The sequence below is a fragment of the Burkholderia sp. Ac-20384 genome, assembly GCF_017104605.1.
Classification (GTDB): domain Bacteria; phylum Pseudomonadota; class Gammaproteobacteria; order Burkholderiales; family Burkholderiaceae; genus Burkholderia; species Burkholderia lata.
The window spans coordinates 73,403-96,616 of the sequence record NZ_JAAGPE010000003.1 but is presented as its reverse complement, the minus strand read 5'-3'; the positions used below and the strand labels follow the sequence as shown (position 1 = coordinate 96,616).

The window sequence follows — 23,214 nt, the reverse complement described above, 5'->3', positions numbered from 1 at the left end:
CGGCCGTGCCGCCCGAATCGTCGCCACCGCAGCCGGCGACCAGCGCGCTCAGCACGCAGGCGGCGAGCGCGACGCGCACGCGGCGCAGGTTCGTCATGGTCATGTCGGCACTCCGTCAGTGAAGGATCGTCGACAGCGGCTTGCCCGAGCCCGCGACCGACTGCAGTTCGGTTTCGGTCACGACGCGGTTCCACATCGCGACGTCGGAGAAGCTCTCCACGTTCGGCTTGACCGTCGTGCACGCGTTGACCGTGTAGCCGCCGCTGTAGTGGCTCGCCGGGTACCCGCACGCGAGCATGTGGTACTGGCCCGTGCCGTCCTCGTTCACGCCGAACGTCTTCGTGCCGAGGCCCGGCAACGCGGCCGCCGACACCGTGAGCGGCGTGCTCTGCTTCTGCTCGCCGAGCACCGGGTCGAACGTGTAGGCGGTCATCGTCTTGCCGACCGTGTCGATCACGAACGCCGCATACACCCACTGGTTCGCGGTCACGCTCATCGTCTTCAGGTCGTTGCGGGTGGTGCCGTCGCCCGCGTTGTACTGGATGTTGCAGGTGCCCGACGGCGCGCCCGATGCCTGCGGAAACAGCCCGATCGCAAGGCCCGCGTTCTTGCCGCTCTGCCAGTTCTTGTTCGCGAACACCGGCGTGCCGAAACCGACCACGTCGGTACACGGCGTCTTCAGCCACATGCCGATCGTGAACTGCGCCTGCGTCGCGATATCGGCATTCTGCACGAGCTGGTAGCCGTCGTAGCCGTTCGTGTCGACGGTCTGCGTCGTCACCTGCAGCGCCTGCCCGCCGAACGGATCGGCGGTGAGCGAGCCGCCGTTCGCGGCGGCCGAGAACGGGCCCAACGTGCTCGCGTTCAGTGCATCGACGGCCGGCAACGCACCGAACGGATAGTACGACGCAAGACCGTTCTTCAGCGTCGTCGCGAGCGGCGGCGGCGGGGGCGGCGGCGGCACGTATGCGATCCGCGCGATATTGCCGAGCGGCGCACCGCCCGCCGTCACCACGTAGTCGAAGCTGTAGGTACCGGCGGCGGTCAGGCCGAGATTGCTGTCGGTATAGGTCGTCGTTCCGGCCGGCAGCGTCGCGATCTGCTGGCCCGCGCGGTACACCGCGATCGCGCCGCTCGCGGGCGCCACCCACGTCAGCACGACGCTGTGGCCGTCGGTACTCGTCGCGCCCGCGAGCTGCGACACCGGTTGCGTGCCGATCAGTTCGCCGCCGTCCATTTCATACGCGGACGGCGCGGGCAACGCGCCGAGTTGCGCGAGCACGGTCGGCGCGACATCGGCGATGCTGGCACGCGTGTGCAGGTCGGCCAGCGATGCCGGCTGCGCGGCGCTGCCCAGCCGCCCGTTGTCGGCCTGGTTCATCGCGATGAAGGTCGTCGATTCGGACAGCAGCGGCAGGCCGTCGCTGCCGCCCGCCGCGTTCAGGCCGTGACCGCCGGTGACGACGACCAGCCAGTTCTCCTTGTTGCGCTTCACGGTTTCGGCGACGAGCGCGCCGACGGCCGCGTCGAGCTGCTGCAGCGTATTCGCGTACGCCGACGCACCGAGGCCGTAGTTCAGCGCCGCATCCTGCGCCGAGTGGTACTGCGCGACGACGAGCGAGTAACCCTGCTGGATCATCGTGGCGCCTTGCTGCGTGACGCAGCTGTCGACCGCCGCGCAGTTCGCCAGCGTGTCGAGGCTGCCCGCGTTGCGCCCGGCGGTCAGCAGCGACGTGAGCGCCGGCGACCCGACGGCCGCGCCGAGCAGGCCCGCGTTCGCGGTCTTCAGCGCGTCGAAGGTGGTGGGTGCCTGCAGCGCCTGGTTCGGTGCGTCGGACAGCACCTGGTGACGGTTGGCCCACGCGCCGGTGAGCAGCGTGGCCCAGCTTGGCGTGTCGAGATTCGGCTGCTGCGACGGCAGGCCGTTGACGCCGCCGCTGTAGGCGGGTGCGACGTGCAGCTTCGCGAGGTTCGGCAGCGTGCCGCCCGCAATGCCGGCCTGCAGTGCCGCATAGGTGACGCCGTCGAGCTCGATCACGAGCGCTCGGTTCGCGACCTGCTGGCCCGGCGGGTTGCCGCCGTTGCCCTTGCCGTTATCGGTGCCGCCGGACCCGCCGGCCGCGTTCGCCGACGCGCCTGCCGCGCCGCCCGTGCCATCCATGTTGCCGCCGCATGCGCCGAGCGCGCTGACCAAGGTCAGCCCGCACAGCAGCCGCGCGAGTGTGGTCTTCCTCATGTTTCCCCCTGACTGGACTATCCGGACACGCCCGGTGATCTGCCCGGATTCTGCTCAGGGGATGCGATGCACGTATTTCGTTTTGCAGAAGCGCGCCGATACAGGTATCGGTTTTTTTGGGGAGAGCCGGCCACGTGGAGCGGCCGGCTCTTCGGCGGAAACGTTACCGTCGGCCGTCGAGCGCCCCGAGGATCCCGTACGCGGCCTTCACGCGGTCCTCGTTCGGATAGCTGCGGTTCGCGAGCATCACGATCGCGATCCGTTTCGCGGGGACGAACGCGACATAGGTACTGAAGCCGTTGGTCGAGCCGGTCTTGTTGATCCACGTATCCGCGCTCGGCGCGAGCGGCGGCTTGATCGCGGTGGCCGCTACCCCGTTACGCAGCATCTTCATCGAGTTGCCTTCGATCAGCGTCGGCAGCGCGACCGGATACGGATACTGCTCCCAGATCAGGTCCTGCGTCAGCGGCCCCGCGCGGAAATAGCCGGTGTGCGTGCGCTCGAGCGCGCGCTGCAGGCGCGGTGCGGTTTCGATCAGTCCCATGTTCGCCTGCACGAAGCGCAGCAGGTCGGCCGCCGTGGTCCGCACGCCGTACGCCGGCTGCCACAGCATGCCGCCCGTCATCCGGATCGGCTTGCCGTCCTGCGTATAGCCCTGTGCGTAGTCGGCCTGGCGTGCTTCCGGCACGTTGATGTACGTGTGCGTCATCCCGAGCGCGGGAAAGAGCCGCTGCTCCATCAGCACCGCGAAATCCTTGTGCATCGCCTTCGCGGTGAGCCACCCGAGCATCCCGATCGCGACGTTCGAATACGTGCGATACGTGCCCGGCGCATACGCGGGCCGCCACGCGTCGAGATAGCGGATCAGGCCCGCGTCGTCGCGAATGCTGTCCGGCACCTGCAGCGGCATGCCTCCCGGCGTGTGCGTGCCGAGATTGAGCAGCGTCACGACGCCGAACGGCTTGCCCTGTACCGCGGGCAGGTATTTGCCCGCCGGGTCGGCCAGCGACAGTTCGCCGCCCTCCTGCGCGTCGGCCGCGAGTGTCGCGGTCAGCGTCTTGCTGACGGAGCCGATTTCGAACAGCGTATCGCCGGTGACGGGCTTGCCGGTTTGCGTCGACATCACGCCGTAGTCGAACACGTAGGGCTTGCCGTCGGCGACGATGCCGATCGCCATGCCGGGAATCGCGTACTGCTTCATCAGCGGCGCGATGTAGCGCGTGACGGTGTCGTGGAGGTCGTCCTGGGTGGCGGCGGCCGCGCGGCCGGCCGTGGCGGTGGCGCACGCGGCGACGAACAGGGTCGCGGCGAAGCGTGTCGCGTTGAATCGCATGGTTGCGGTTCCTTTGATTTCTGATGGTTGCGTGGACAACGGATCCGGCCGCGCCACGCGAAAACCACAGTGGCTGGCCTGCCGAAGCAGGACTATCCCCTGCCTGCCCGCCAGCAACAATCGACGATATGTTGCGCGAGCCGAAAGAAAAACTTATGAGATAAGAGAAGCGCTGCGTTGTCCCGACGCCTTTCCCTGAACGTTCACCGGTTGATCGAAAAAACCTGTCGGTTTTAACAGCATTCCATCCGGCGGCCGAATCGCACCGCACCGAAAATCGGTGAAAAAGAGATAAGTCTTGTCAGATCCGCATACGCGGGCACACCGCGTGATTGATTCACCGGCGCGGATCGCAGTAGACTCGCGGAAGCAAAAAATAAGATCCATCCTGAGAGAAACAATGAATCACCATTCGCTGATCACCCGCTCCCGCGTCATTGGCTGCTGCCCGGTCGCGTGATTTTCACGCATCGACCGCCCCGCAGCGGGAACACGCCACGCCGCCGCGCCCCGCTCGCGCGCCCGTTCGCTGCTTCGCCCGCCAGCCGAAAGAACCGCCAGGGTCCCGCGCGCATCGCCTGCGCACGCCCTGCCTGACCGGAGAGCAACCCCGTGACCGAAACCGTCGCCGCGCCCGCCTATCGGCCGCGCGATGTCGTCAATGCGCCCGACATCAAGGCGGCCATCGCACGCCGCAGCGCCGAGCGCGGCGATCCGGCCGACATCTGCGCGTGGCTCGGCAACCATTTCTTCCGCTGGGTCGTCGGCGCATTCGAGCAGGCGCAGCCGCTCGATTCGCTTGCCGACTACCGCGCACTCGCCGGCGCCGACCGGCCGGCGCCCGACTGGCTCGTACGCCGGTTCCGCCCGCAACCGCCCTCCGGCGCGGCGGCCGAGCCGGTGCCACTGCCGGCCGACGAGCCGAAGCCGCTCTACTTCATCGATCCCGAGCACATGCTGCTGACCGACCGCGAGCGCGTGCTGGTCGAATTCCTGCGCTCGCGCGCCGGCACGCGGCTCGCGCAGAAGCTGCAGCGCATCACGTGCACGATGGCGCTCGACATGTGGGAGCGCGAGCACCAGCGGATGCAGGCACGCCGCGACAAGGGCTGGGTGCCGAGCAGCGGCCTCGCGCTGCGCGAGGTGCTGCGCACGCCGAACGGGATCGTGTTCGAATTCGCCGGCGATCATGCGGCGCTGCGCGAGGAACTCGCCTACGAGTCGTACTACATGCAGCACTGCCTCGGCCAGTTCGCCGATCGCCGCCGGCTGCGCGGCGGCTACGGCGAACAGTACGCGCAAGCCGCACAGGAGGGCCGGCTGCGCCTGTTCACGCTGCGCGGCGCGGGCAACCAGCCGCACGTGACGATCAGCCTGCAGGTAACCGGCAACGGCCTGCGCATCGACCAGATCAAGGGCAAGCAGAACCGCCATCCGGTGCGCCGCTACGCCGACGACGTCCGCCAGTTCCTGCGTGCGCTCGCACCGCGCGGCGAACGCCATCCTGATTGCGAAGGCATGGGGCTCGTGTTCGAGCCGGAGACGACCGGCGCGGCGGTCGGCGAATGGACCTTCGTCACCGACGTTCGCTCGCCCGATCATCTGCTGAGCGTGATGAGCGAGAACTTTCACCTGATCGAGCATTTCCCGCAGCCGCCGGCCGTGCTGCAATGGCTGCTGCTGCGCAACGCGCCCTATGCGCTCGGCCAGCTCCGGCAGATCGATCCGGCCGTTGCAGCGGCCGCGCGCCATGCATTGCCGGCCGACGCGCTGCCAGCCGAGCGCGCGCCTGACGCGCCGCCGGCCAACACGGCAACCTTCGCGATCGAAGGTATTCCGATCGATCCCGCGCTGTGCGCCGCGCTCGTGTTTCCCGCGACGGCGGACGGGAGCCCGTCATGCTGAAACTGCTGATCGGTCTCGCCGTGCTGTGGCTCGTGCGGTACCTGTGGCGCTCGTTCCGCATCGCCCGGCGGATGGTGCGCGAAGTCGACGCCGACCAGGCCGCGGGCGCCGACGCCGCGGTCACGGTCCGGCAGACCGCGGCCGTCAAGCTCGCCCATACGCTCGCCGACCAGGCGCCGCCGAACCGCCGCCGCTGGTCGCTCGCACTCGCCGACATCCTGCTGATCCGCAACGGGCTGCGCTGCGATTGCGACGACCTCGTGTACACGCTGCCCGACGCGCAGCGCGACAAGCTCGCCGCCCAGTTGCGACGCGAACTCGACCTGCCGGCCGACCTGCCCGAGTGGCAGATCGTGCAGCGCGTGCCGGCCATCCTCGCCGGCTGGATACGCGGCGTCGGCCGCTCGCACGAAGGCTTCTACGAACAGCTCGCCGCTGAAGGCCGCGTGCGCGACGCGCTGGCGTTCGATTGCGCGCGCACCGCGTTTCTCGTGCGCTGCATCGCGCTGCTCGGCTGGGCGTCCGAACGGCATGCGTGGGTCGTGCTGCTGCTCAATGCCCAGCGCGCACAGGACAGCTTCGACAGCTGGGAAGACTTCGGGCTCGCGTATGCACGCGCGCGCCAGCACTGGCTGCGCGGCAGCGGCCAGGACGGCCCCGCGTCGTCACGCGCCACGCAGGAAGTGCGCGAGCACCTGCGCGATCCGTCCGGAAACTGGCTTTCGCTGCCGTGGAAGCGCTACCGCATCTTCGATCCCCAACCCGTTTCGTCATGACCGCCGACACCGACATGTCCTCCGTTCCCGCCGACCTGATTCCGCCCGCGAAATCCCGCTGGTTCATCTGCGACGTCGACGCGCTGCTGCGCGCAGGCGAGTTCGCCGCGCTCGACACGCAGCTCGATGCCGCGCTCGCGGCCAGCTTCACCGACCGCACCGCCGAAGCGCTGTACGTCGACGCACTGCCGGCCGACGTGCAGCCGTGCATCGAAGCCGGCGCCGAAGGCCTCGCGCGCCTGCGCGCATGGCAGGCCGCGAATCCGCGCTCCGCACACGCGTGGCTGTGCGAAGCGCATTACTGGCACCACTGGGCGTACGAGTATCGCGGCAGTGGCTGGGCCGAGACGGTGACCGAAGCCGGCTGGATCGGCGCGCATGCGTGCGCGACGCTGACGATCGTCGCCGCGCTGCGCGCGCTGGTGCTCGCGCCGACGATGTGGAGCGCGCCGAAGGTGATCTTCACGAGCGTGTCGTCGTTCGGCGAGCCCGAGTGGCTCACGCAGCTCGTGCGCGAGCGCCGCTGGCCCGTCACCGAACTGCACCTGAACATCGGCGCCGAGGACGAAGCCACGCGCGCCGAACTGCAGCGCATGCTCGCGCGCTCGGGATTGAATCCCGACGTGCCGGTCGCCTGCCCGGCGGAATTTCCCGACGCGCTGCCCGGCCCCGTCCAGGGCAAGAAGCTGCGCAAGGAAAAGTGGTACTGGATGGAGGCAACGCTGCACATCCACCCGCACCAGTACTTCTCGATGCGCACGTTCATCTGGTACATGCAGCCGCGCTGGGGCGGCTCGCACGACCACGTCCGCGCGTTCGTCGATTCCGACGCGTGCGCGCACCTCGACGCGGTCGAGAAGGACCGGCTGCTGCACGAGATCTGGCGCGACGAGTACTACGGCGAGACGCTGGAGCCCAACGACGACTCCGAGGACGCGCGGCGTGCAATGGCCGTCACGCTGGCGCGGGCCGAAGCGGCACTGCATCCCTACCATCGCTGGGAAACGCTGTACTGGCTGGCCCACGCGCACTACATGCGCGATGAATTCGCGCTGGGTTACGCACGCCTGCAGGAAGCCGAGCGCAACGAGCCGATCAACGACAACGCCGCGATGGCGGTCGCGATACGGCTGATGCTCGACACCGATCCGCAAGGCACGTGGTTCACCCGCGCGATCGAACGGGCGTCCGACGCCCGCGCATGTACGGCGGCAATGATCCTGCGCGGCTACGGGCATCGCGCCGGCGCATTCGGCTTCGCCCGCGACGACGCGCGCGGCGCGGCCTGGCTGGACGCCGCGCGCGTCAGCGATCCCGGCTCGCTCGCATGGAACCAGGTCGCGTACGCGCTGTGCAGCGGAAATCGGCGCAGTGAGGAATCGTTCGCGATCTGCCAGCTCGGCTACGAGGCCGGCGGCGATTCGTGCGAGTACCTGCTCGGGCGTTTCTACGAGGAGGGCATGCACGTCGAGGTCGATCTGTACAAGGCTGCGCACTACTACCGCCTGGCGATGGACGACGACGGCAACATGGGCGCCTACAAGCTCAGCTACGTGTATCACCACATCGCGCAAGCCAGCAAGGACGAAGCCGAACGCCAGCGCATGAAGATCGAGGCCGTCGAGGCGGCGCGCAAGGCGCACGAGATGGGGCACTCCGACGGCCTCGAATGCCTGCTGATGTTCATCGGCGATCTCGACGACATCCCGTCCCGCCATCGCTATATCGACGAACTGCGCCGGCACGCCGAAGGCGGTCATCCTGCGGCGATGGCCGCGCTGTCCGGCTTCCTCTGCGACGGTCGCGACAAGTCGCTCTACAACTACCGCGAAAGCGTGCGCTGGATCATGGGCGCACAGGCCGTCGCGCCCGACGACGAATACGTGGTCAACATGACGCGCTCACACCACGAGGACGGCATGCTCGGCAAGCTGCTGTACAAGTTGCATCGCAAGCAGATCAAGGCGCACGAAATCCCCGGCGCCGACAACGCGATGGTCTGAGCCCCCGGGCGGTGAATGCGCGCGCCCGCGGCCGGGCCGCGCGGGCCGTCCGAATCCCGACCGGAAGATCAGCCTGTGGTCGTCCCGCGTATTACCCCGGCAGCCGCTCGAGAAACCCCAGCATCGCCGCGTTGAACCGCTCAGGCCGCTGCAGCGGCGCGAAATGGCTCACGCCGGGCAGCGTCGTCAGCGTCGCGCCCGGAATCGTGCGCGCCAGGTACGCCGCGTGCTCGGGCCGGATGAATTCGTCGTGCTCGCCCAGCACTATCGTGACCGGCACGGCGATCGCCGCGAGATCCTGCGCGCGGTAATCCGGTTGCGTGCGCATCATTTCGCTGACCGCCGCGACGAAGGCGTCGAACTGGTCCGGCGTCGCGGACAGTGCTGCGTAGTCCTTGCGGTGCCGCGCGAAGCAGCGGTCGAGCAGCGGACCCGGCACGATCTCCTTCGTACCGCTCGGGTCCATGTTGCACGCGAAGAAGAACACGCCGGCCGCCCGTTCCGGCGCGCGATCGGCCAGCACGAGCGCGATGCACGCGCCGTCGCTCCAGCCGACGAAGCGCGCACGGTCGACGTGCAGCGCGTCGAGCACCGCGAGCACGTCCGAGGCCATGCGTTCGTAGGAATAGGGTTGGTCGTCGCGCGTGCTGCGGCCGTGGCCGCGGCTGTCGATCACGATCGCGCGGTAGCCGGCCGCGAGCAGCGCCGGCACCTGGTTGCCCCAGTTACCGCTATGGCCGAGGCCGCCGTGCAGCAGCACGACCGCCGGGCCATGGCCGAACGACGCGTGCCAGATGCGCGCGCCGTCGTGTTCCAGCCATCCTTGCTCGTCGGCCGCCGGCAGCGGCGTACCGCCTTGCGACTCGAAGCGGGCGAGATCGTCGTCGTTGCGTTCCGCATTCATCGTTCAGCCGTCCTTTCGAGGGAGACAGGCTTACGATTGTAATGCGAGCGGCCGACGCGGCCGCAGCCGGTCAAGCCTGCGTCGACACCAGTCCGCCCGCCTGCGAGCCGCCCGATTTCTCGATCGCCGCCGCAAGCTGCGAGATCGCGGTCGAAAGCGCCCCCGAGATCGCGCTGGCGGTTGCACTCAGCGACTGCTGTTCGATCGCCGCGGCCGGGTCGTCCTTCGCGCGCTGCGCCGCGCTCGCCATCTGGCGCTCGATCGTGGCCAGCTGTTTCTGCAGCTGGTCGATCAGCGCTTTCAGCTGAGCGACCGCCGGGCTGTCCGACGACCCGCCCGAAGCGCCGAGCGTTTGGCCGGTGGCGCCGGTTGCATCCTTCGTGCCGGTGGTGCCCGTCGTACTCGTCGCCCCCGACGCATTCGTCGCGCCATCGGTGGATGACGTTGCGGCGGACGTAGCCGACGACGTCGTCGCGGTGCCGGACGAGGCGTTCGCGCTCAGGCTACCGTCCGCCAGCGGGGAGCGTGCGGTCGTGGAGAAATCGATCTGCATCGTGTCGGTCCTTATGTCCGTAAGCGAATCGTGACTGGGTGGGAAATGCCTTCCAACTCGTTTACGGCATTCGTCACACGAAACTTGAGTGTCGGGGCCGGACTGATTTGGCGGACGATCGCCGCATTTTGATCACGAAAGGGCCAGATTCGCGGCACGGCGGCGCTGGTAAAATCGCGGCTTCGCCAGCGGATTTCGCACGCCGATTGCCTCCGGGCATGAGCACGCGACGTCGCCGGCCTCGACTCCCGCCCTTCCAGGTGCGGCACGCAACACGTGCCGGCGCCGCGGTCGCCGCTGCGCGGGTCGCCTTTTCCGTCCGCCGGTGGGCCTCGCTCGCGATTGCGAGCAGCGAACGCCGGGCGGCGCGCGCTCACTTCATCACGCATTCGAGGAACCCACGATGGCCCGCATCGGCGCCTTCTGCATCACGACGTGGCTTGCCGCCGCGATTCTCTACTTCGGCCAGCACTCCGTCGCGATGATCGCGTTGAGCGGTGTCGTCGTATTCGGCGGGTTCGATCTGCTGCGTCCGTAGGCGCGCCTGGCCACGCCGCCGCGCACGGTCGCGACGGCCGATGCGACTGTGATAGCCTCTGCGGCACCATCCGTCACACGCACGCCTCGCCGGCGAACAGGAGCACAGGATTTGAGTCACGACCTGAATCGCCACCCGGCGGCCATTGCCTGCAAAGTGTGCGCGGCCCACGCCCCCATCTGCGGCCTGGTCGATTTCTCGCGCTGCGGCGCCGACATCATTGCCGGGAAGAAAGTCGACCCGTATGCGGGGGTTCCGGTCTACTACCACGCATGCGGGCAATGCGGCTTCACGTGGGCCCCGATGTTCGACAACTGGACCCACGACGATTTCGCGCAGCATGTCTATAACGCCGACTACGCGCGCCACGATCCCGAATATCTCGAGATCCGTCCGCAACAGCATGCCGACCTGATCTGCACCAGCTTTCCGGAAATGCGGGAAGGCCGGATGCTCGATTTCGGCTCGGGGCTGGGCCTGCTGGAACGGAAACTGGCATCGCGCGGTTTCACGAACGTGACGTCGTACGATCCGTTCTCGCACCCGGCTCCGCCGGAAGGCAAGTTCGATACGATCCTGTCGTTCGAAGTGTTCGAGCATCATCCGGCGCCGTTCGACCTCTTCGACGAGATCATGCGTTACCGGAAACCCGACGGCGCGCTGCTGTTCCAGACGTCGCTGATCACCCCGGAAATCATCGAGCACGGCATCGATCAGTGGTGGTATTGCGTGCCGCGCAACGGGCACATCTCGTTTTACACGCCCCAGTCGCTGACGCTGCTTGCCCAGCGCCACGGGCTCGAATACGGCACGTTCGGCACCTCGCTGCAGGTCGTCTTCGATCGCGCGGCGACACCGCGCTGGCTCGCCAAATTCCTCAATCCGTAACGGCTTGCCGGCCATCCGGCAGGCAATGAGCGCCGCGCTTCCGCCTGCGCGGCATCACTCGGCGCCCTCCACCATCAGCACACCGCGAACGTCGGCACCGCCGGCGCGACCGCCAGCGCGCGCTCGTTGAACACGACCGGCACGCCGCCGAGCCCCAGCCGACAGTTCGGGCGATCGAGCCGCCACCCGTCGACGCGCAGCGCGACGCGCGGCACCGGCACGCCGCCCGCATGCGGCAGGTCGATCGTGACCTGCCGCTTCGCGCCCGGCACCAGGTTCAGGTAGTTGTCGCTGTAGAACGCAGGCAGCACACGCACGCCGGTCGACGGATCGAACACCTGCAGGTGCGTCATCAGCGCGACGGCGGTGCCGATGTTCGCGACGTCGACCGTGATGCGCGTCGTCGTCGCGTCGGCCTCGGCCGATGTCGCGCTGATGGAAACCGCCGCGCCCGGCATCGTGTCGAGCGACGTGTATGCGTTGTCGCCCCCGTCGCGCTGCCGCCAGTAGACGTTCTCGGCCAGCGTCGTGCCGCCCGAATCGGTCAGCGCAAGCGCGACGATGCACACGTCCGACTTCGCGGCAGCCAGCGCCGATGCAAGATTCGCCACCACGCGATACGACGCCTTCGCGACGCCGCCGACATCCGCGGTCGTCCGGCTGTTCAGCGTGCCGTCGAGGTTGTACACGCGCATCTCGACGCGGCCGGTGACGGCTGCCGCCGTGTGATTCGCGATCGTCACGTCGGCCGTGCCGGCATCGAGAATCGCATTGACGCGACGGCACCCGTGCTGCACCGCGAAGAACGACGCATGTTCCTCGAGATCGTGGCTGTACATCTGCCACACGAAGCTCGGCTGCGCGGGATTCGTCATCCACATGATCACGCCGGTGGCCGGCGACGTGATCCTCCCGGCCACCGGGCCGATCATCACGGCCGCGTTCGCCTCGTAGATCGCGCGGATGCATTCGTAGTTCATCATCTGCGCCTTACGCACGAAATCCGCCAGATTCCGGATCGCGCCGTAGCGCAGCGCCGTCATCGCGATGTACCCGGCACCGCCCTGCTTGCCGACCGCCGGGTAGTACGCGCCGTTGCCGTTCATGTCGCGATCGGCCCAGAAATCGTCGGGGCATTCGTACGAGCCGGGCGGCAGCATCGATTCGACGAATTCGAGCGTCGGGATCGAATGCGAGCCGACTTCGTTGTGAAACGCAACCGACGTCGTGCCGTAGCCGCGGCTGAACGCGGCCTGCGGCGAGGCCCAGTTGTACGGGCCGCCGGACGAATAGCCGTTCACCGCGCCGGCGCCCGTATCGCCGGCCGAACTCGTGAGGCACAGGCGTTGCGGGTCCAGTTCGGCGACGAGCGCGTCGAGCCCCTTGACGAGTGCCGGCGGCGGCGAACCTTCGTTGCCGCCGCACCAGAGCAGGATCGACGGGCGATGACGGTTGCGTGCGATCACGTCGCGGATGTTGTCGAGATCGCGCGGCACATTGGCCGGGCCCGATCCGTCTCCTTCGGTCGAGAAGAAGAAATCCTGCCAGACGAGGATCCCGTAGCGATCGCATGCGTCGAAGAAATCGTCGCTCGTGCTCTGCCCGTTCCAGTTGCGGATCAGGTTGAGGTTCGCGTCGCGATGGAGCCGCACCTGGTTGAACAGCCGGGTGCGCGGAATGCGCTTCAGCGCTTCGTCGAGCCCCCAGTTGCCGCCCATCACGAGGATCGGCAGGCCGTTGACCGTGATGCTCAACTGCTGGCCCATGCCGATGTCGCGCGCGTATTCGATGCGGCGCAGGCCGATGTTCAGCGTGCGCTCGTCCGAGCGCCTGCGCGCCACGTCGACACCGACCTTCACCGCGTAGAGATTAGGCTCGCCATACCCGTTCGGCCACCACAGGCGCGGCTGCCTGATCGACAGCGCCGCGATATCCGACGACGTGAGCGACACCTTCGTCGTCGTGCTCGATGCGGGAATCGCGATGTCGTGGCGGAACGGCGCACCGTTGCCGATGGTGCCAACGACGGTGGCGACGAGATCCGCACCCGAGCCGTTGTCCAGTTCGAGATCGAGCCGCAGCTCGGCACGCGACAGGTCGGTGGACAGCGTGTGCGCGACATTGATCGCCGCGATGCGCACGACGCCGGTCGTGAACCAGGTCACCGGTTGCCAGATGCCCAGCTCGCGATCGGGGATCGTCGGCAGCCAGTCCCAGCCTGCGGAGCAGAAAAACGTCGGCCCGTTCTTCAGCGTGACGCCGGTCGGGCCGCCGTTGCGACCGCCACGCGTGACGCCGCTCTTGTAGCTCGGCAGCAGCGGCCCTTCGGAGAAATCCAGCTTGACCACGCGTACCGCGAGGTGGGCCGCGCCGCCCGCCTGCGGCACGAGCCGCGAGATATCGAACGCGCCCTGCTTGAACGCGCCTTCCAGCCGGCCGACGAGCGCGCCGTTCAGCCAGACCTCGGCGCAGTAGTTGACGCCGCCGAAACGCAGCCACAACCGCTGCCCCGGCTGCCGCGCCGGCGCCGCGAAGGTCGTCCGGTACCAGTAATCGGTGTCCTTCAGCGTATCGGGGATGGTGTCCGTGACGATGCGACCGTAGAGCGGATCGGGATACTTGCCGTTGACGATCATGCTGTTCAGCACGGTGCCGGGCACCGTCGCGGGCATCATGCCCGTCACGCCGGCCGCGCCCGACAGTTGCGCACCGCCGGCGCCCGGCAGGCTGCTCGCCGAGGCGAACGTCCAGTTCGTCGCGAGCTCCTGCGCGGCCAGCAGGCTGTGTTCCGGGTCGCTCGGCACGCCCGGCACGGTGGGCGCGACCGTCGCCGGGCCATCGGCGCCTGGCGTGCCGACGGCGCCCGACGTCGAATCGATATCGCCGTTGCAGCCCGCGAGCCAGCCCGAGCCGGCGAGTGCCGCGCTGTAAGACAGGAATTTCCGGCGCGATTGCGATTTCATGTTGTTCTCCCGGATTGCGTCGTCTCGACGGGCGCGCAGGGTGGCCCCTGCGCGTGCCCGCTTGCGTTTATCGCGTTTATCGCGCGCCGGCCTGGCGCATGCGCATCGCGGCCGACGCCCCGCCAGCCGTCATCTGCGTGTAGTCCGCGTTCGGCCCGGACGGCGGCGTCAGGTTGTCGGCGGCCGCCCACTGCGTCGGCGTAGCCGACAGCGCGTAGTTCATCGTGCCACCGTTGGCGATCTTGCCCAGCGGCAGCCATGAACCCGCGTAGTCCGCGCCGTTGACCTTCAGCGACTGGATATACGCAAACGACGGGCGCCCCGCACTATCCATCGCGACCTGCTTGTCGCTTTCGAGCCGCAGCGTCTTGCCGTTGCCGAACCAGACGGTGATGCCGCTGAACTGCGGCGTGGACAGTGCCAGCCCCGCCTCCGACGGAATGACCGGGAACATGCCGAGTGCCGCCCACACGTACCAACTCGACGTCGCGCCCATGTCGTCGTTGCCCGGCAGCCCGTCTCGGCCGGTCGTGAACGACTTCGACATGATGATCGGGAGAACGTACTGTGCGCCGCTCGGTTGCCCGGCCCAGTTGTATCCCCACGGCGACTGAAACGATGGCTCGTTGCCGATGTACAGGTTGTTCGACGATTCGCCGCCGTTCAGGTCGCCGGTGGACGGCACGGTCGAGAACGGCGTCGTGATCGCAAACAGGTTGTTCAGCCGTGTGACGGCCGCCTGCTTGCCGCCGATCGCGTCGATCAGCGCGCTCCAGTCCTGCGCGAAGGTCCAGAAGTAGTTCGGCTCCGTCGACTCGTGGAACGAACCCTGCACGAGCGTGCCCAGCGTGCCGGGTGCGGAGCCGGCCGGCGGCGCGTTGCGCGCGGCAATCACCTTGTTCGTGTAGTCGAAGATGTTGCGCCACCACCCGGCCCGCGTGTACAGCGTGCCGATGTTGTCGGTCGTCACGCCGACCGACGGCGCGTTCAGCACGCTCGCGGGCAGTGCCTGCAGGAATGCGGCTGCGGAACGGTCGCTCAGTACGCGCTCGATGGTGGCCGACGACGAGTGACCGTCGTCGCTCTGCGACAGGTAGTGGGCCGTCAGGAAATTGGCGAGCCCCGCTGCGCTCGTGCGGTCGTTGCACGCGCTGGACGGATCGAACACGGACTGCTTCGTCAGGCGCGCGGCCGACACCAGGTCGAAATCGGTCGCGCCGAACTTGTACGCGCCGGCAATCACGTTCAGCGCGTTGTCGCCCGCCATCGGCGTCGAGTCGTCGCTGCCGTCGACCCAGTGCGGGAATGCGCCGCATTGCAACGCGTCGACGACGAGCGACTGCATCATGTCGCTCGATTCCTTCGGCGCGAGCAACGCCAGCAACTGTGCCTGCGATCGGTATGTATCCCACAGCGAGAAACCCGTGTAGTGGTTGCCCGCGCCGCCCTGCGATCCATCGGCACGCCGGAAGGCGTAATCGCCGACCTTTGCGGTCGCGCGCGGCGGAATGGTGCCGGTCTGGTCGACCGACTTCGGATAGCTGCCGTCCGCGTTCCTCGGCTGGCGCATGCTGCGGAATTCGCCGTTCGTGTCGCTGTAGAGCGTCGGCGTGCCGAACACGCGATAGAGCGCGGTGTAGAACTTCGTCAGATTCGACTTCTGCGCCGCGTTCAGCGCTGCGGGTGTCGCGGCCTGGTCGATCTGGATCGTGTTGAGCCGGTCGTTCCACAGGCCGGACGCGTTCTTGCGTGCGTCGTCGAACGCGAGCTTCTCGCCCTCGGCTTTCAGGTTCGCCTGCGCATTCTGGACGCTGACGGACGACACCCCGACTTTCACGGTGACGGTCCGGTCCGCGTCGGTCAGGTCGAACTGCAGCGTTGCCGCGCCGTTGCTGGCGGTATTCACCGCCGAGGTGCCCGCCTGCTTGCGCAGTGGCTTGTCGAAGGTCGCGTAGAAATACACGGGGGCATTCCACACCGTGCCGTACGGCGTGCAGAACGCGGGCGCCACGGCCTGCCCGCTCATCGACTTGCCGTCGCTCGCGAACGCCAGCGCGACGTTGTTGGCCGTGACCTTCGTGCTGCCCGAATCGCTGTTGCCGTTCAGCTTCGCATCGATCGAGAAGAAACCCTTGTCCTTGTTCGTGTACGTGAAGCGCGCGATACCGGAGCGCGCGGTCGCGCTCAACTCCGTCACGATGCCGTTCGCGAGACGCACCTTGTAGTACCCGGGTTCGGCCGTTTCGTCCGCGTAGCTGTACCCGATGCCGATCGGCCGCCCGCCCGACGCCACGGCCGTCGCCGCATCAGTCGGCAGCATCGCGACCGTGCCCTGACCCGGGCACCCGACACCGCTCAGGTGCGTCACGCTGAAGAAGTCGATCGTGCCGCCCGACCCGCCCGACGACAGGTAGCCACCCGAGCCGTTGAAGTTGTAGCGCGGCGTGTTCGGCCCGAAATTCACCATCCCGAACGGCACCATCGCGCCGGGGCTCACGTTGCCCGCGTAGCCGGAATCGTCGTTGACCTGCGTGCCGATCAACGGATTGACGAACTGCGTCAACGCCATGTTGGTGCGCTTCAGCGGAGCCGGTTGATCCGGCTGGGAAGGCTGGGATGGTTGCGATGGTTGCGATGGTTGGGACGGCCCCGAAGTCGGCGGCACGGTCGACGGTGTGTCGCCCGCGCCGTTGCTGGCCGCCTGAACACCGTTCACATCGTCGCCGCCACACGCGGCGAGTGCCGCGCAAGTCAGTGCGGTGACGAGCAAGAGTCGTGGATTTTTCATTTTTCGTTTAGTACCGTTAATTAAAACGATTGATCCGGCGCCGACGATATTCCGGCACGCCGCCTGGCTTGCGGCCCTGCGCGGCACATCGATGCCGCGCGGCGTGACGTCGACTGGTCCCCCCAAGCGACGCCGCGCCGACTTGTCACATGCGAATACCCGGCGACGGTCGTTGCCGCCGCAACCGTCGCCTCCACCGCCCTGTCTCCGGGAGCGTCACATGCTTCCCAGGGGCTTACAGTGCCGCAACGACTGTTTATTCACTACAAGAAGTTTCCCGAATTTTCAGTTTGTTTAACTAAACAATCCGGAGTTAAGTGGCTTTGGGTACAAATTTCCGCCATTTTTTGCGTTGCAACGGCGGCGCACAGGGGATGTGCATTGACGGGCGCCCGGCGAATCCGGGCGCCGCATGAACCTACGGAACTGAACGAGCAAATGCCGTGCGCGTCACCGCGGCAACGTCCTCAACGACGACGGCCCGCCCGTCAGCGCGATGCGCTTGCCCGTATCGTGCAGCTTGCCGCCTTCGACCGAATAGAATGCCAGTTGCCGTTCGACGTTGAACTGCACGATCACGTGGCGGCTGTCGGCCGTGAACACGATGCCTTGCGCGGCTTCGCCGCCGGGCAACTCGCTCACCTTCACGGCCTGCCCGTTGCGGATCTCGAACAGCAGCACCTTGCCGATCTTGTGGCGGCCCGGGTTGTCGGGCGTCAGGTTCGAGCCGTCCATCGCCTGCACGGCGATCCACTTCCCGTTCGGCGAGATCGCGACGCCTTCCGGCAGCGACGGCACCGTCAGGTACTGGACCGTGCGGAACGGCACGCGCGACACGTCGATCAGTGCGACCGAATCGGCGTCGCCCGCCAGCGTGCCCGTATAGCCCGGCAGCCCCGCGAGCCCGACGTTGCTGACGACCGCCCAGCGGTTGTCGCTCGACACGTCGATCGTGTAAGGCGCGACGCCGGTGCTCAGGCGCGACCCGCTGTCGGTCACCTTGCCGTCGTCGACGTTCAGCACCGCGATGCCCTGCTCGTCGCGCAGCGACACGAGCGCATGCTTGCCGTCGTGGGTAAAGCTGATCCCGGCCAGCCGCTTCTTGCCGATCTTCAGGTTGCCGTCGAGCGTCACGTTCGTGCCGTCGATGCGCAGGATCGACACGCTGCCGTCGACGTTCGCGACCAGCGCGAGCTTGCCCGAGCGGTCGATCGCGATCCCTTGCGGATGCGATCCGAGCTCGATGCGCGTGATCGACGGCGGCGCGGCGTCGAGATTCACGACCTGCAGGAACGTGTCGAACACGAGTTGCTTCGCAGCCGTGTCATAGCGCGTCGGCGCGCCGACGAGCGCGAGCTTCGCGTCGGGCGTTATCGCGACGGCTTGCGGCGGCCCCTGGATGCCGTTCTCGACGTCGACCTGCAGCGCGACCTTCGGCGGGAACGTGCTGGCGTCGAGCAGCGTCAGCGTGTCGGCGGGCGGCGAAGCCAGATAGGTGTCGCGGCCCTCGACGCGCTGGTACTTGCCGTCGTTGCCGGACACGATCCAGTCGGCGGCGTGGGCGGCAACGGCCGTCGTGGCGAGGGTCAGCGCGGCGAGCAGGCGCGCGCTGCGCGGGCGGAAAGAATTCGAATGCATGGCGGTCGGTTCTCCGGATCGGTTGCGGACGCAATGGATGGATCGACCCGGCTGCTCGACGGGTCGATGCCACCGCATGATGCCCGAAAGCCGGCAAATCCGGCGTCTCGCGCCCGGTTTGTTTCCGTCAATCCGCCCGTCGCGCGCCGGACGACCACTCGCCGACGTCGTCAAGCGGATACACGGGCCGCGCAAGCCGCTCGTAACGGAACAACCCGTAGTCCGAACCCGTCACGCCACGGCTGTCGCACTCGACCAGCGCGGCCGCGATCGGCACGAACACCGGCCGGCAATACATCCGCGATTTCAGCAGCAGGAAGCGCGCGCGGCGTGGATCGACGCCGACGCTCTCGAACACGCCGAGATCCCACGGCTCCTGGGTACGCTCGCTGATGACCAGCGTGGCCGCGCCGATGTCGAGCACGGCCGTGCGGCCCATGTACGCGCGCTGGCCCGTGTAGGTCGGCCCCGTGATCACGTATTCGCCGTCGGTGAGCGCGCGCACGATGCCGGTCGCGCGAAACGGCGTGCGCCGCACGCCGCCGTGCGACGGCAGGCGGTTGCCGACCGGCACCGTGACGGTCGCGCCGACACCCGCGTCGATCAGCGCCGCGACGGCCTGCGGGTCGCACAGCGGCCCGCTGACGATGCCGTCCAGCCCGTGCGCGAGCGCGGCCTCGAGCAGATCCATCGTGTCGCACGGGCCGCCCGACATGCAGTTGTCGCCGTGATCGAGCATCAGCACGGGGCGATCCGCACCACGCGCGAGCGTTGCAGCGTGCTCAACTGAATCGGTGAGCGTTGCGCTGCGGTAAACGAAGTCGTCACGCGCGTCCCAGATCTGCCCTGCGATGCGCTCGGCCACCGCATCGGCCGCGGCCCGGTCGCCATCGCCCACCACGACGATGCTGATGCACGGCGCGGGAATGTCCGCGAGCGAGAAGCCGGGCAGCACCGATACGGCGAGCATCCCGTCGGCCTCGGCCGCGCGCGCGGCCTCCACCGCGCGCCGCATCGCGCCTTCCGCACTCGCGCTGCGCAGCGTCGACGTCATCAGCGGCGGCTGCCGCCACGCGAGCACGGGCCGCGCGCGGCCGTGCAGCCGGTCCAGCAGCACGCGCGCCGCATGCTCGCCGGTTTCATACATATCGACGTGCGGATAGGTCTTGAAACTGACGATCACGTCCGCGTGGTCGATCATCTTCTGCGTGACGTTCCCGTGCAGGTCGAGCGCGACCGCGATCGGCGCGCCAGGCAGCGCCGCGCGCACGCGCTCGAGCAGGTCACCCTCGCCGTCCGCGCTTTGTTCGGCAACCATCGCGCCGTGCAGGTCGAGCATCACCGCATCGCAGCCGGGCGCTGCCGCGACGATCGCGTCGCAGATCGCCGCATACGCGTCGGCCGCGACGGGCCCGCTCGGGTTCGCGGCCGCCGACACGGGCGTCACGATCTCGGCGCCTTCACGCTCGGCCGCGTCGAGGAACGCGGCCATCGCGGTGCGCATGCCGCGATTCGCGCGATACGCGTCGTCGCCCCAGTCGGGACCGTTGCGGCCGAACGCGGCAAGCGGCGTCGGCACCGGCGAGAACGTGTTGGTCTCATGGTTCATCCGCGCGATCAGGATCTTCATCGCACCCGGCCCTCCGTGCGCGCCGCCGTGCCGCGCGTGCCTTCGGTCGTCTCCATCGTCTGCATCGTCGAAATCCTCGCAATCAGTCCATCGATCCATCGATGAAATGGGGCGCGGCGTCCCTTCCCGCAGGACGCCGCCGCCCGATCAGCGCATTCGCGCGTCGCTCAAGCGTACCCTGTCGTGCCCTTCGTCTCCAGATACTCGACGAGGCCGAACTCCGCATATTCGCGGCCGTTGCCCGAGCGCTTGTAGCCACCGAACGGCGCGGCCGGGTTCCACGGCGGGTAATTGATGTGGACGTTTCCGACCCGCAGCCGCGCCGCCACCTTGCGCGCCCGCTCGGGATCCTTCGTCTGCACGTAGGCCGCGAGCCCGTAGACCGAATCGTTCGCGAGCGCGACGGCCTCGTCCTCGGTGCGGTAGGTCATGATCGCGAGCACCGGCCCGAAGATCTCCTCGCGTGCAATCGCCATGTCCGGCGTGACGTTGGAGAATACCGTCGGCCGCACGTAGAACCCGTCACCGAGCCCGTCCGGCCGCCCCGGGCCGCCGGCGACGAGCGTGGCGCCTTCTTCGATCCCGAGCCGGATGAAGTGCTGGATCCGGTCGAACTGCGTGCGGCTGACCACCGGCCCGATGCCGGTTTCCGTCGACCGCGGGTCGCCGACGACCGTGCGTTCCGCCTCCCGCCGCGCGGCCTGCTCGGCCAGCGCCAGATGGTCGACATGCACGAGCATGCGCGTCGGTGCATTGCACGACTGGCCACTGTTGCTGAAACAGCTGCGCACGCCGCGCGTGACCGCATCCTCGATGTCGGCGTCGGGCAGGATCAGGTTCGGGCTCTTGCTGCCGAGCTCCTGGTGCACGCGCTTCACGGTATCGGCAGCCGCCTTCGCGACTTCGACGCCCGCGCGCGTGGAACCGGTGAAGGACACCATGTCGACATCCGGATGCCGCGACAGCGCGTCGCCCACTTCGTGCCCGTAGCCGTGCACGAGGTTGAACACGCCGGGCGGCACGCCGGCTTCGTGCAGGATCTCCGCGAACAGGATCGCGCTGAACGGCGCGATCTCGCTCGGCTTGAGCACCATCGTGCAGCCGGCCGCGAGCGCCGGCGCGACCTTGCACACGATCTGGTTGATCGGCCAGTTCCACGGCGTGATCAGCGCGCACACGCCGATCGGCTCGTGCGACACCAGCAGCGAATCTGTCTGCGTGCTGAAACGGAACGACTGCAGCGCGCGGATCGTCTGTTCGAGGTGCGCGGTGCCGACCGCCGCCTGCGCCGCGCGCGCAAATGCGATCGGTGCGCCCATCTCCTGGCTGATCGTCTGCGCGACCTCCTCGTAGCGGCGCTGGTAGATCTCGAGCACGCGCCGCAGCAGCGCGACGCGCTCGTCCACCGGCCAGCGCGAATACGTGTCGAAAGCCCGCTTCGCCGCGCCGACCGCGCGATCGACATCGGCCGCGCCGCCGATCCTGAGCTGCGCATAGGGCCGCGCCGTGCTCGGGTCGATCACGTCGATCGACTGCGCATCGGCCGGATCGAGCCACTGGCCGGCGATATAGGACTGTTGTGACGTTCGCATCGAATGCTCCTGAAATGAAGGACGCCGCGCTCAGCGCGTCGCGCGTGCATAGGTGTCGACGAGGATGTCGCGGATCTTCGCGACGAACCACACGATCTCGTCGCGCGACATCACGAGCGGCGGCGAGAACTGCACGATCGGCGTGCCTTCGTGATCCACGCCGGCACGGCACAGCAGCCCCGCGTCGAAGATCGCGGGGGCGAGCAGCGTCGACACGAACGCCTGCGCGCTGATGCCGGCCGCCCAGCGGCGCGCGGCCTTGTCGGTCACGAGTTCGAGCGAGTAGTGGTAGCCGTCGCCGCGCACGTCGCCGACGCACGGCAGTTCGAGCAGGCCGTCGAGCGTCTGGCGGAACACGGCCTCATTGCTGCGGACGTTTTCGAGCACGCCTTCGCGCTCCATGATCGCGAGGTTCGCGAGCGCGGCCGTGCACGCGACCGGGTGGCCGCCGTAGGTCGCGCCGTGCAGGAACATCTGCTGCGGGCCATTGAGCACCGTGTCGACGACCGTGTCGCTCGCGATCACGCCACCGAGCGGCACATAGCCCGACGCGATGCCTTTCGCGAACGTGATGATGTCCGGCTTCAGCCCGTAGCGCGCGGAGCCGAAATATTCGCCGAGCCGGCCGAACCCGCAGATCACCTCGTCGGCGACGAGCAGCACGCCGTGCCGGTCGCAGATGTCGCGCAGCCCGGCCGCATAACCGGCCGGCGGCGTCAGGCTGCCGCCCGCGTTCTGCAGCGGCTCGACGACGATCGCGGCGACGGTATCCGGCCCTTCCTGCACGATCAGCGATTCGATCTCGTCGAGCAGGTGGCGCGTGAACTGCGCTTCCGTCTCGCCCACCGGTCGGCCGTAGCGCTTCGTGTTGCCCACGTGCCGCACGCCCGACATCAGCGGCTCGAAATGCTTGCGGAAGTTCGTCATCCCGTTCAGCGCGAGCGCGCCGAACGACGTGCCGTGATACGCGACGCGCCGCGCGATGAACTTGCGCCGCTGCGGTTCGCCGCGCGACTGGTGGTACTGGCGCACCAGCTTGATCGCCGATTCGTTCGACTCCGACCCGCTCGACGTGAAGAACACGCGGTTCAGGCCTTCCGGTGCGAGCGCCGCGAGCTTGTGCGCGAGCTTGATCGCCGGCTCGTGGCCGACACCCCAGTTGGTCGCGAACGGCAGTCGCACCATCTGCTCGCGGATCGCGTCGCCGATTTCCGCGCCGTGGCTATATCCGACCTGCACGCAGTACAGCCCGGCCAGCCCGTCGAAGTAGCGCTTGCCGTTGCGATCGACGAGCCAGCAGCCTTCGCCGCGGTCGAACACGGTCAGCGCGTGGTCGCGATACGCATCGGCGTGCGTGAAATGCATCAGCAGGTGGCGTTTGCCGATGGCCTGCAGGTCCGCATCGAGATTGACGTCAACAGCGTTCATGGGTCATTCCTCCTTCAGGGTTTCAGAGCCGGCGGCCGG

15 protein-coding genes are annotated in these 23,214 nt (G+C 68.0%); 5 read left to right on the top strand and 10 right to left on the bottom strand.

Features of this window, described 5'->3' with window-relative positions; genetic code table 11:
- Positions 1-115: 115 nt before the first annotated feature.
- The gene (locus tag G3O00_RS01395) at positions 116-2,236 is read right to left on the bottom strand and encodes a hypothetical protein (protein ID WP_206141778.1); all 2,121 of its coding nucleotides are present in this window, start codon (positions 2,234-2,236) and stop codon (positions 116-118) included.
- A gap of 163 nt (positions 2,237-2,399) precedes the next feature.
- A complete protein-coding gene (gene ampC, locus G3O00_RS01390; RefSeq protein WP_206141777.1) occupies positions 2,400-3,569 on the bottom strand; it encodes a class C beta-lactamase in 1,170 nt (389 codons plus the stop codon).
- A 612-nt stretch (positions 3,570-4,181) separates the two neighbouring features.
- On the opposite strand from ampC, the gene G3O00_RS01385 reads away from it, so the two are divergent.
- Genes G3O00_RS01385 through G3O00_RS01375 form a run of 3 tightly spaced genes read left to right on the top strand, consistent with a single transcriptional unit; the run spans position 4,182 to position 8,253 of the window.
- Positions 4,182-5,474: a hypothetical protein gene (locus G3O00_RS01385; protein ID WP_206141776.1), complete on the top strand. Its 1,293-nt coding sequence runs from the start codon at positions 4,182-4,184 to the stop codon at positions 5,472-5,474.
- Positions 5,468-6,250, top strand: a complete 783-nt coding sequence (locus G3O00_RS01380) for a DUF1266 domain-containing protein (protein WP_206141775.1) — start codon at positions 5,468-5,470, stop codon at positions 6,248-6,250. Before G3O00_RS01385 ends, G3O00_RS01380 begins: the two co-directional genes overlap by 7 nt.
- A 14-nt stretch (positions 6,251-6,264) precedes the next feature.
- Positions 6,265-8,253, top strand: coding sequence for a DUF4034 domain-containing protein (locus G3O00_RS01375; protein WP_241024887.1), 1,989 nt, complete (start codon positions 6,265-6,267; stop codon positions 8,251-8,253).
- A gap of 91 nt (positions 8,254-8,344) precedes the next feature.
- Here the strand turns inward: G3O00_RS01375 and G3O00_RS01370 are convergent, their stop codons facing one another.
- Positions 8,345-9,157 (bottom strand): alpha/beta hydrolase, encoded by an 813-nt coding sequence (locus G3O00_RS01370; protein ID WP_206141773.1) that lies wholly within the window; start codon positions 9,155-9,157, stop codon positions 8,345-8,347.
- 70 nt (positions 9,158-9,227) lie between these two features.
- Complete coding sequence (locus tag G3O00_RS01365) at positions 9,228-9,710, bottom strand: hypothetical protein (RefSeq protein WP_206141772.1); 483 nt, start codon at positions 9,708-9,710, stop codon at positions 9,228-9,230.
- A 403-nt stretch (positions 9,711-10,113) separates the two neighbouring features.
- On the opposite strand from G3O00_RS01365, the gene G3O00_RS43855 reads away from it, so the two are divergent.
- Together G3O00_RS43855 and G3O00_RS01360 are read left to right on the top strand one after the other, a co-directional pair.
- A complete protein-coding gene (locus G3O00_RS43855; protein WP_006405345.1) occupies positions 10,114-10,248 on the top strand; it encodes a hypothetical protein in 135 nt (44 codons plus the stop codon).
- 111 nt (positions 10,249-10,359) lie between these two features.
- Positions 10,360-11,136: a class I SAM-dependent methyltransferase gene (locus tag G3O00_RS01360; protein WP_206141771.1), complete on the top strand. Its 777-nt coding sequence runs from the start codon at positions 10,360-10,362 to the stop codon at positions 11,134-11,136.
- A gap of 74 nt (positions 11,137-11,210) precedes the next feature.
- Here the strand turns inward: G3O00_RS01360 and G3O00_RS01355 are convergent, their stop codons facing one another.
- From G3O00_RS01355 to G3O00_RS01330, 6 genes are all read right to left on the bottom strand, one after another.
- Entirely contained in the window at positions 11,211-14,099 is a 2,889-nt protein-coding gene (locus tag G3O00_RS01355) for a sugar-binding domain-containing protein (RefSeq protein WP_206141770.1), read from the bottom strand.
- 76 nt (positions 14,100-14,175) lie between these two features.
- The gene (locus tag G3O00_RS01350) at positions 14,176-16,668 is read right to left on the bottom strand and encodes a glycoside hydrolase domain-containing protein (protein WP_206141769.1); all 2,493 of its coding nucleotides are present in this window, start codon (positions 16,666-16,668) and stop codon (positions 14,176-14,178) included.
- Between the two features lie 669 nt (positions 16,669-17,337).
- Entirely contained in the window at positions 17,338-18,525 is a 1,188-nt protein-coding gene (locus tag G3O00_RS01345; RefSeq protein WP_206141768.1) for a beta-propeller fold lactonase family protein, read from the bottom strand.
- A gap of 127 nt (positions 18,526-18,652) precedes the next feature.
- Entirely contained in the window at positions 18,653-20,155 is a 1,503-nt protein-coding gene (locus G3O00_RS01340) for a M81 family metallopeptidase (RefSeq protein ID WP_206141767.1), read from the bottom strand.
- 167 nt (positions 20,156-20,322) lie between these two features.
- Positions 20,323-21,747, bottom strand: a complete 1,425-nt coding sequence (locus tag G3O00_RS01335; RefSeq protein WP_206141766.1) for an aldehyde dehydrogenase family protein — start codon at positions 21,745-21,747, stop codon at positions 20,323-20,325.
- A 30-nt stretch (positions 21,748-21,777) separates the two neighbouring features.
- Positions 21,778-23,175, bottom strand: a complete 1,398-nt coding sequence (locus G3O00_RS01330; RefSeq protein ID WP_206141765.1) for an aspartate aminotransferase family protein — start codon at positions 23,173-23,175, stop codon at positions 21,778-21,780.
- Between the last annotated feature and the right edge of the window lie 39 nt (positions 23,176-23,214).

Coding starts and splice junctions, on each gene's coding strand:
- G3O00_RS01395 (WP_206141778.1), bottom strand. CDS start 2,236: ATGAGGAAGACCACACTCGCGCGGCTGCTGTGCGGGCTGACCTTGGTC.
- ampC (WP_206141777.1), bottom strand. CDS start 3,569: ATGCGATTCAACGCGACACGCTTCGCCGCGACCCTGTTCGTCGCCGCG.
- G3O00_RS01380 (WP_206141775.1), top strand. CDS start 5,468: ATGCTGAAACTGCTGATCGGTCTCGCCGTGCTGTGGCTCGTGCGGTAC.
- G3O00_RS01375 (WP_241024887.1), top strand. CDS start 6,265: ATGTCCTCCGTTCCCGCCGACCTGATTCCGCCCGCGAAATCCCGCTGG.
- G3O00_RS01370 (WP_206141773.1), bottom strand. CDS start 9,157: ATGAATGCGGAACGCAACGACGACGATCTCGCCCGCTTCGAGTCGCAA.
- G3O00_RS01365 (WP_206141772.1), bottom strand. CDS start 9,710: ATGCAGATCGATTTCTCCACGACCGCACGCTCCCCGCTGGCGGACGGT.
- G3O00_RS43855 (WP_006405345.1), top strand. CDS start 10,114: ATGGCCCGCATCGGCGCCTTCTGCATCACGACGTGGCTTGCCGCCGCG.
- G3O00_RS01355 (WP_206141770.1), bottom strand. CDS start 14,099: ATGAAATCGCAATCGCGCCGGAAATTCCTGTCTTACAGCGCGGCACTC.
- G3O00_RS01350 (WP_206141769.1), bottom strand. CDS start 16,668: ATGGCGTTGACGCAGTTCGTCAATCCGTTGATCGGCACGCAGGTCAAC.
- G3O00_RS01345 (WP_206141768.1), bottom strand. CDS start 18,525: ATGCATTCGAATTCTTTCCGCCCGCGCAGCGCGCGCCTGCTCGCCGCG.
- G3O00_RS01340 (WP_206141767.1), bottom strand. CDS start 20,155: ATGAAGATCCTGATCGCGCGGATGAACCATGAGACCAACACGTTCTCG.
- G3O00_RS01335 (WP_206141766.1), bottom strand. CDS start 21,747: ATGCGAACGTCACAACAGTCCTATATCGCCGGCCAGTGGCTCGATCCG.
- G3O00_RS01330 (WP_206141765.1), bottom strand. CDS start 23,175: ATGAACGCTGTTGACGTCAATCTCGATGCGGACCTGCAGGCCATCGGC.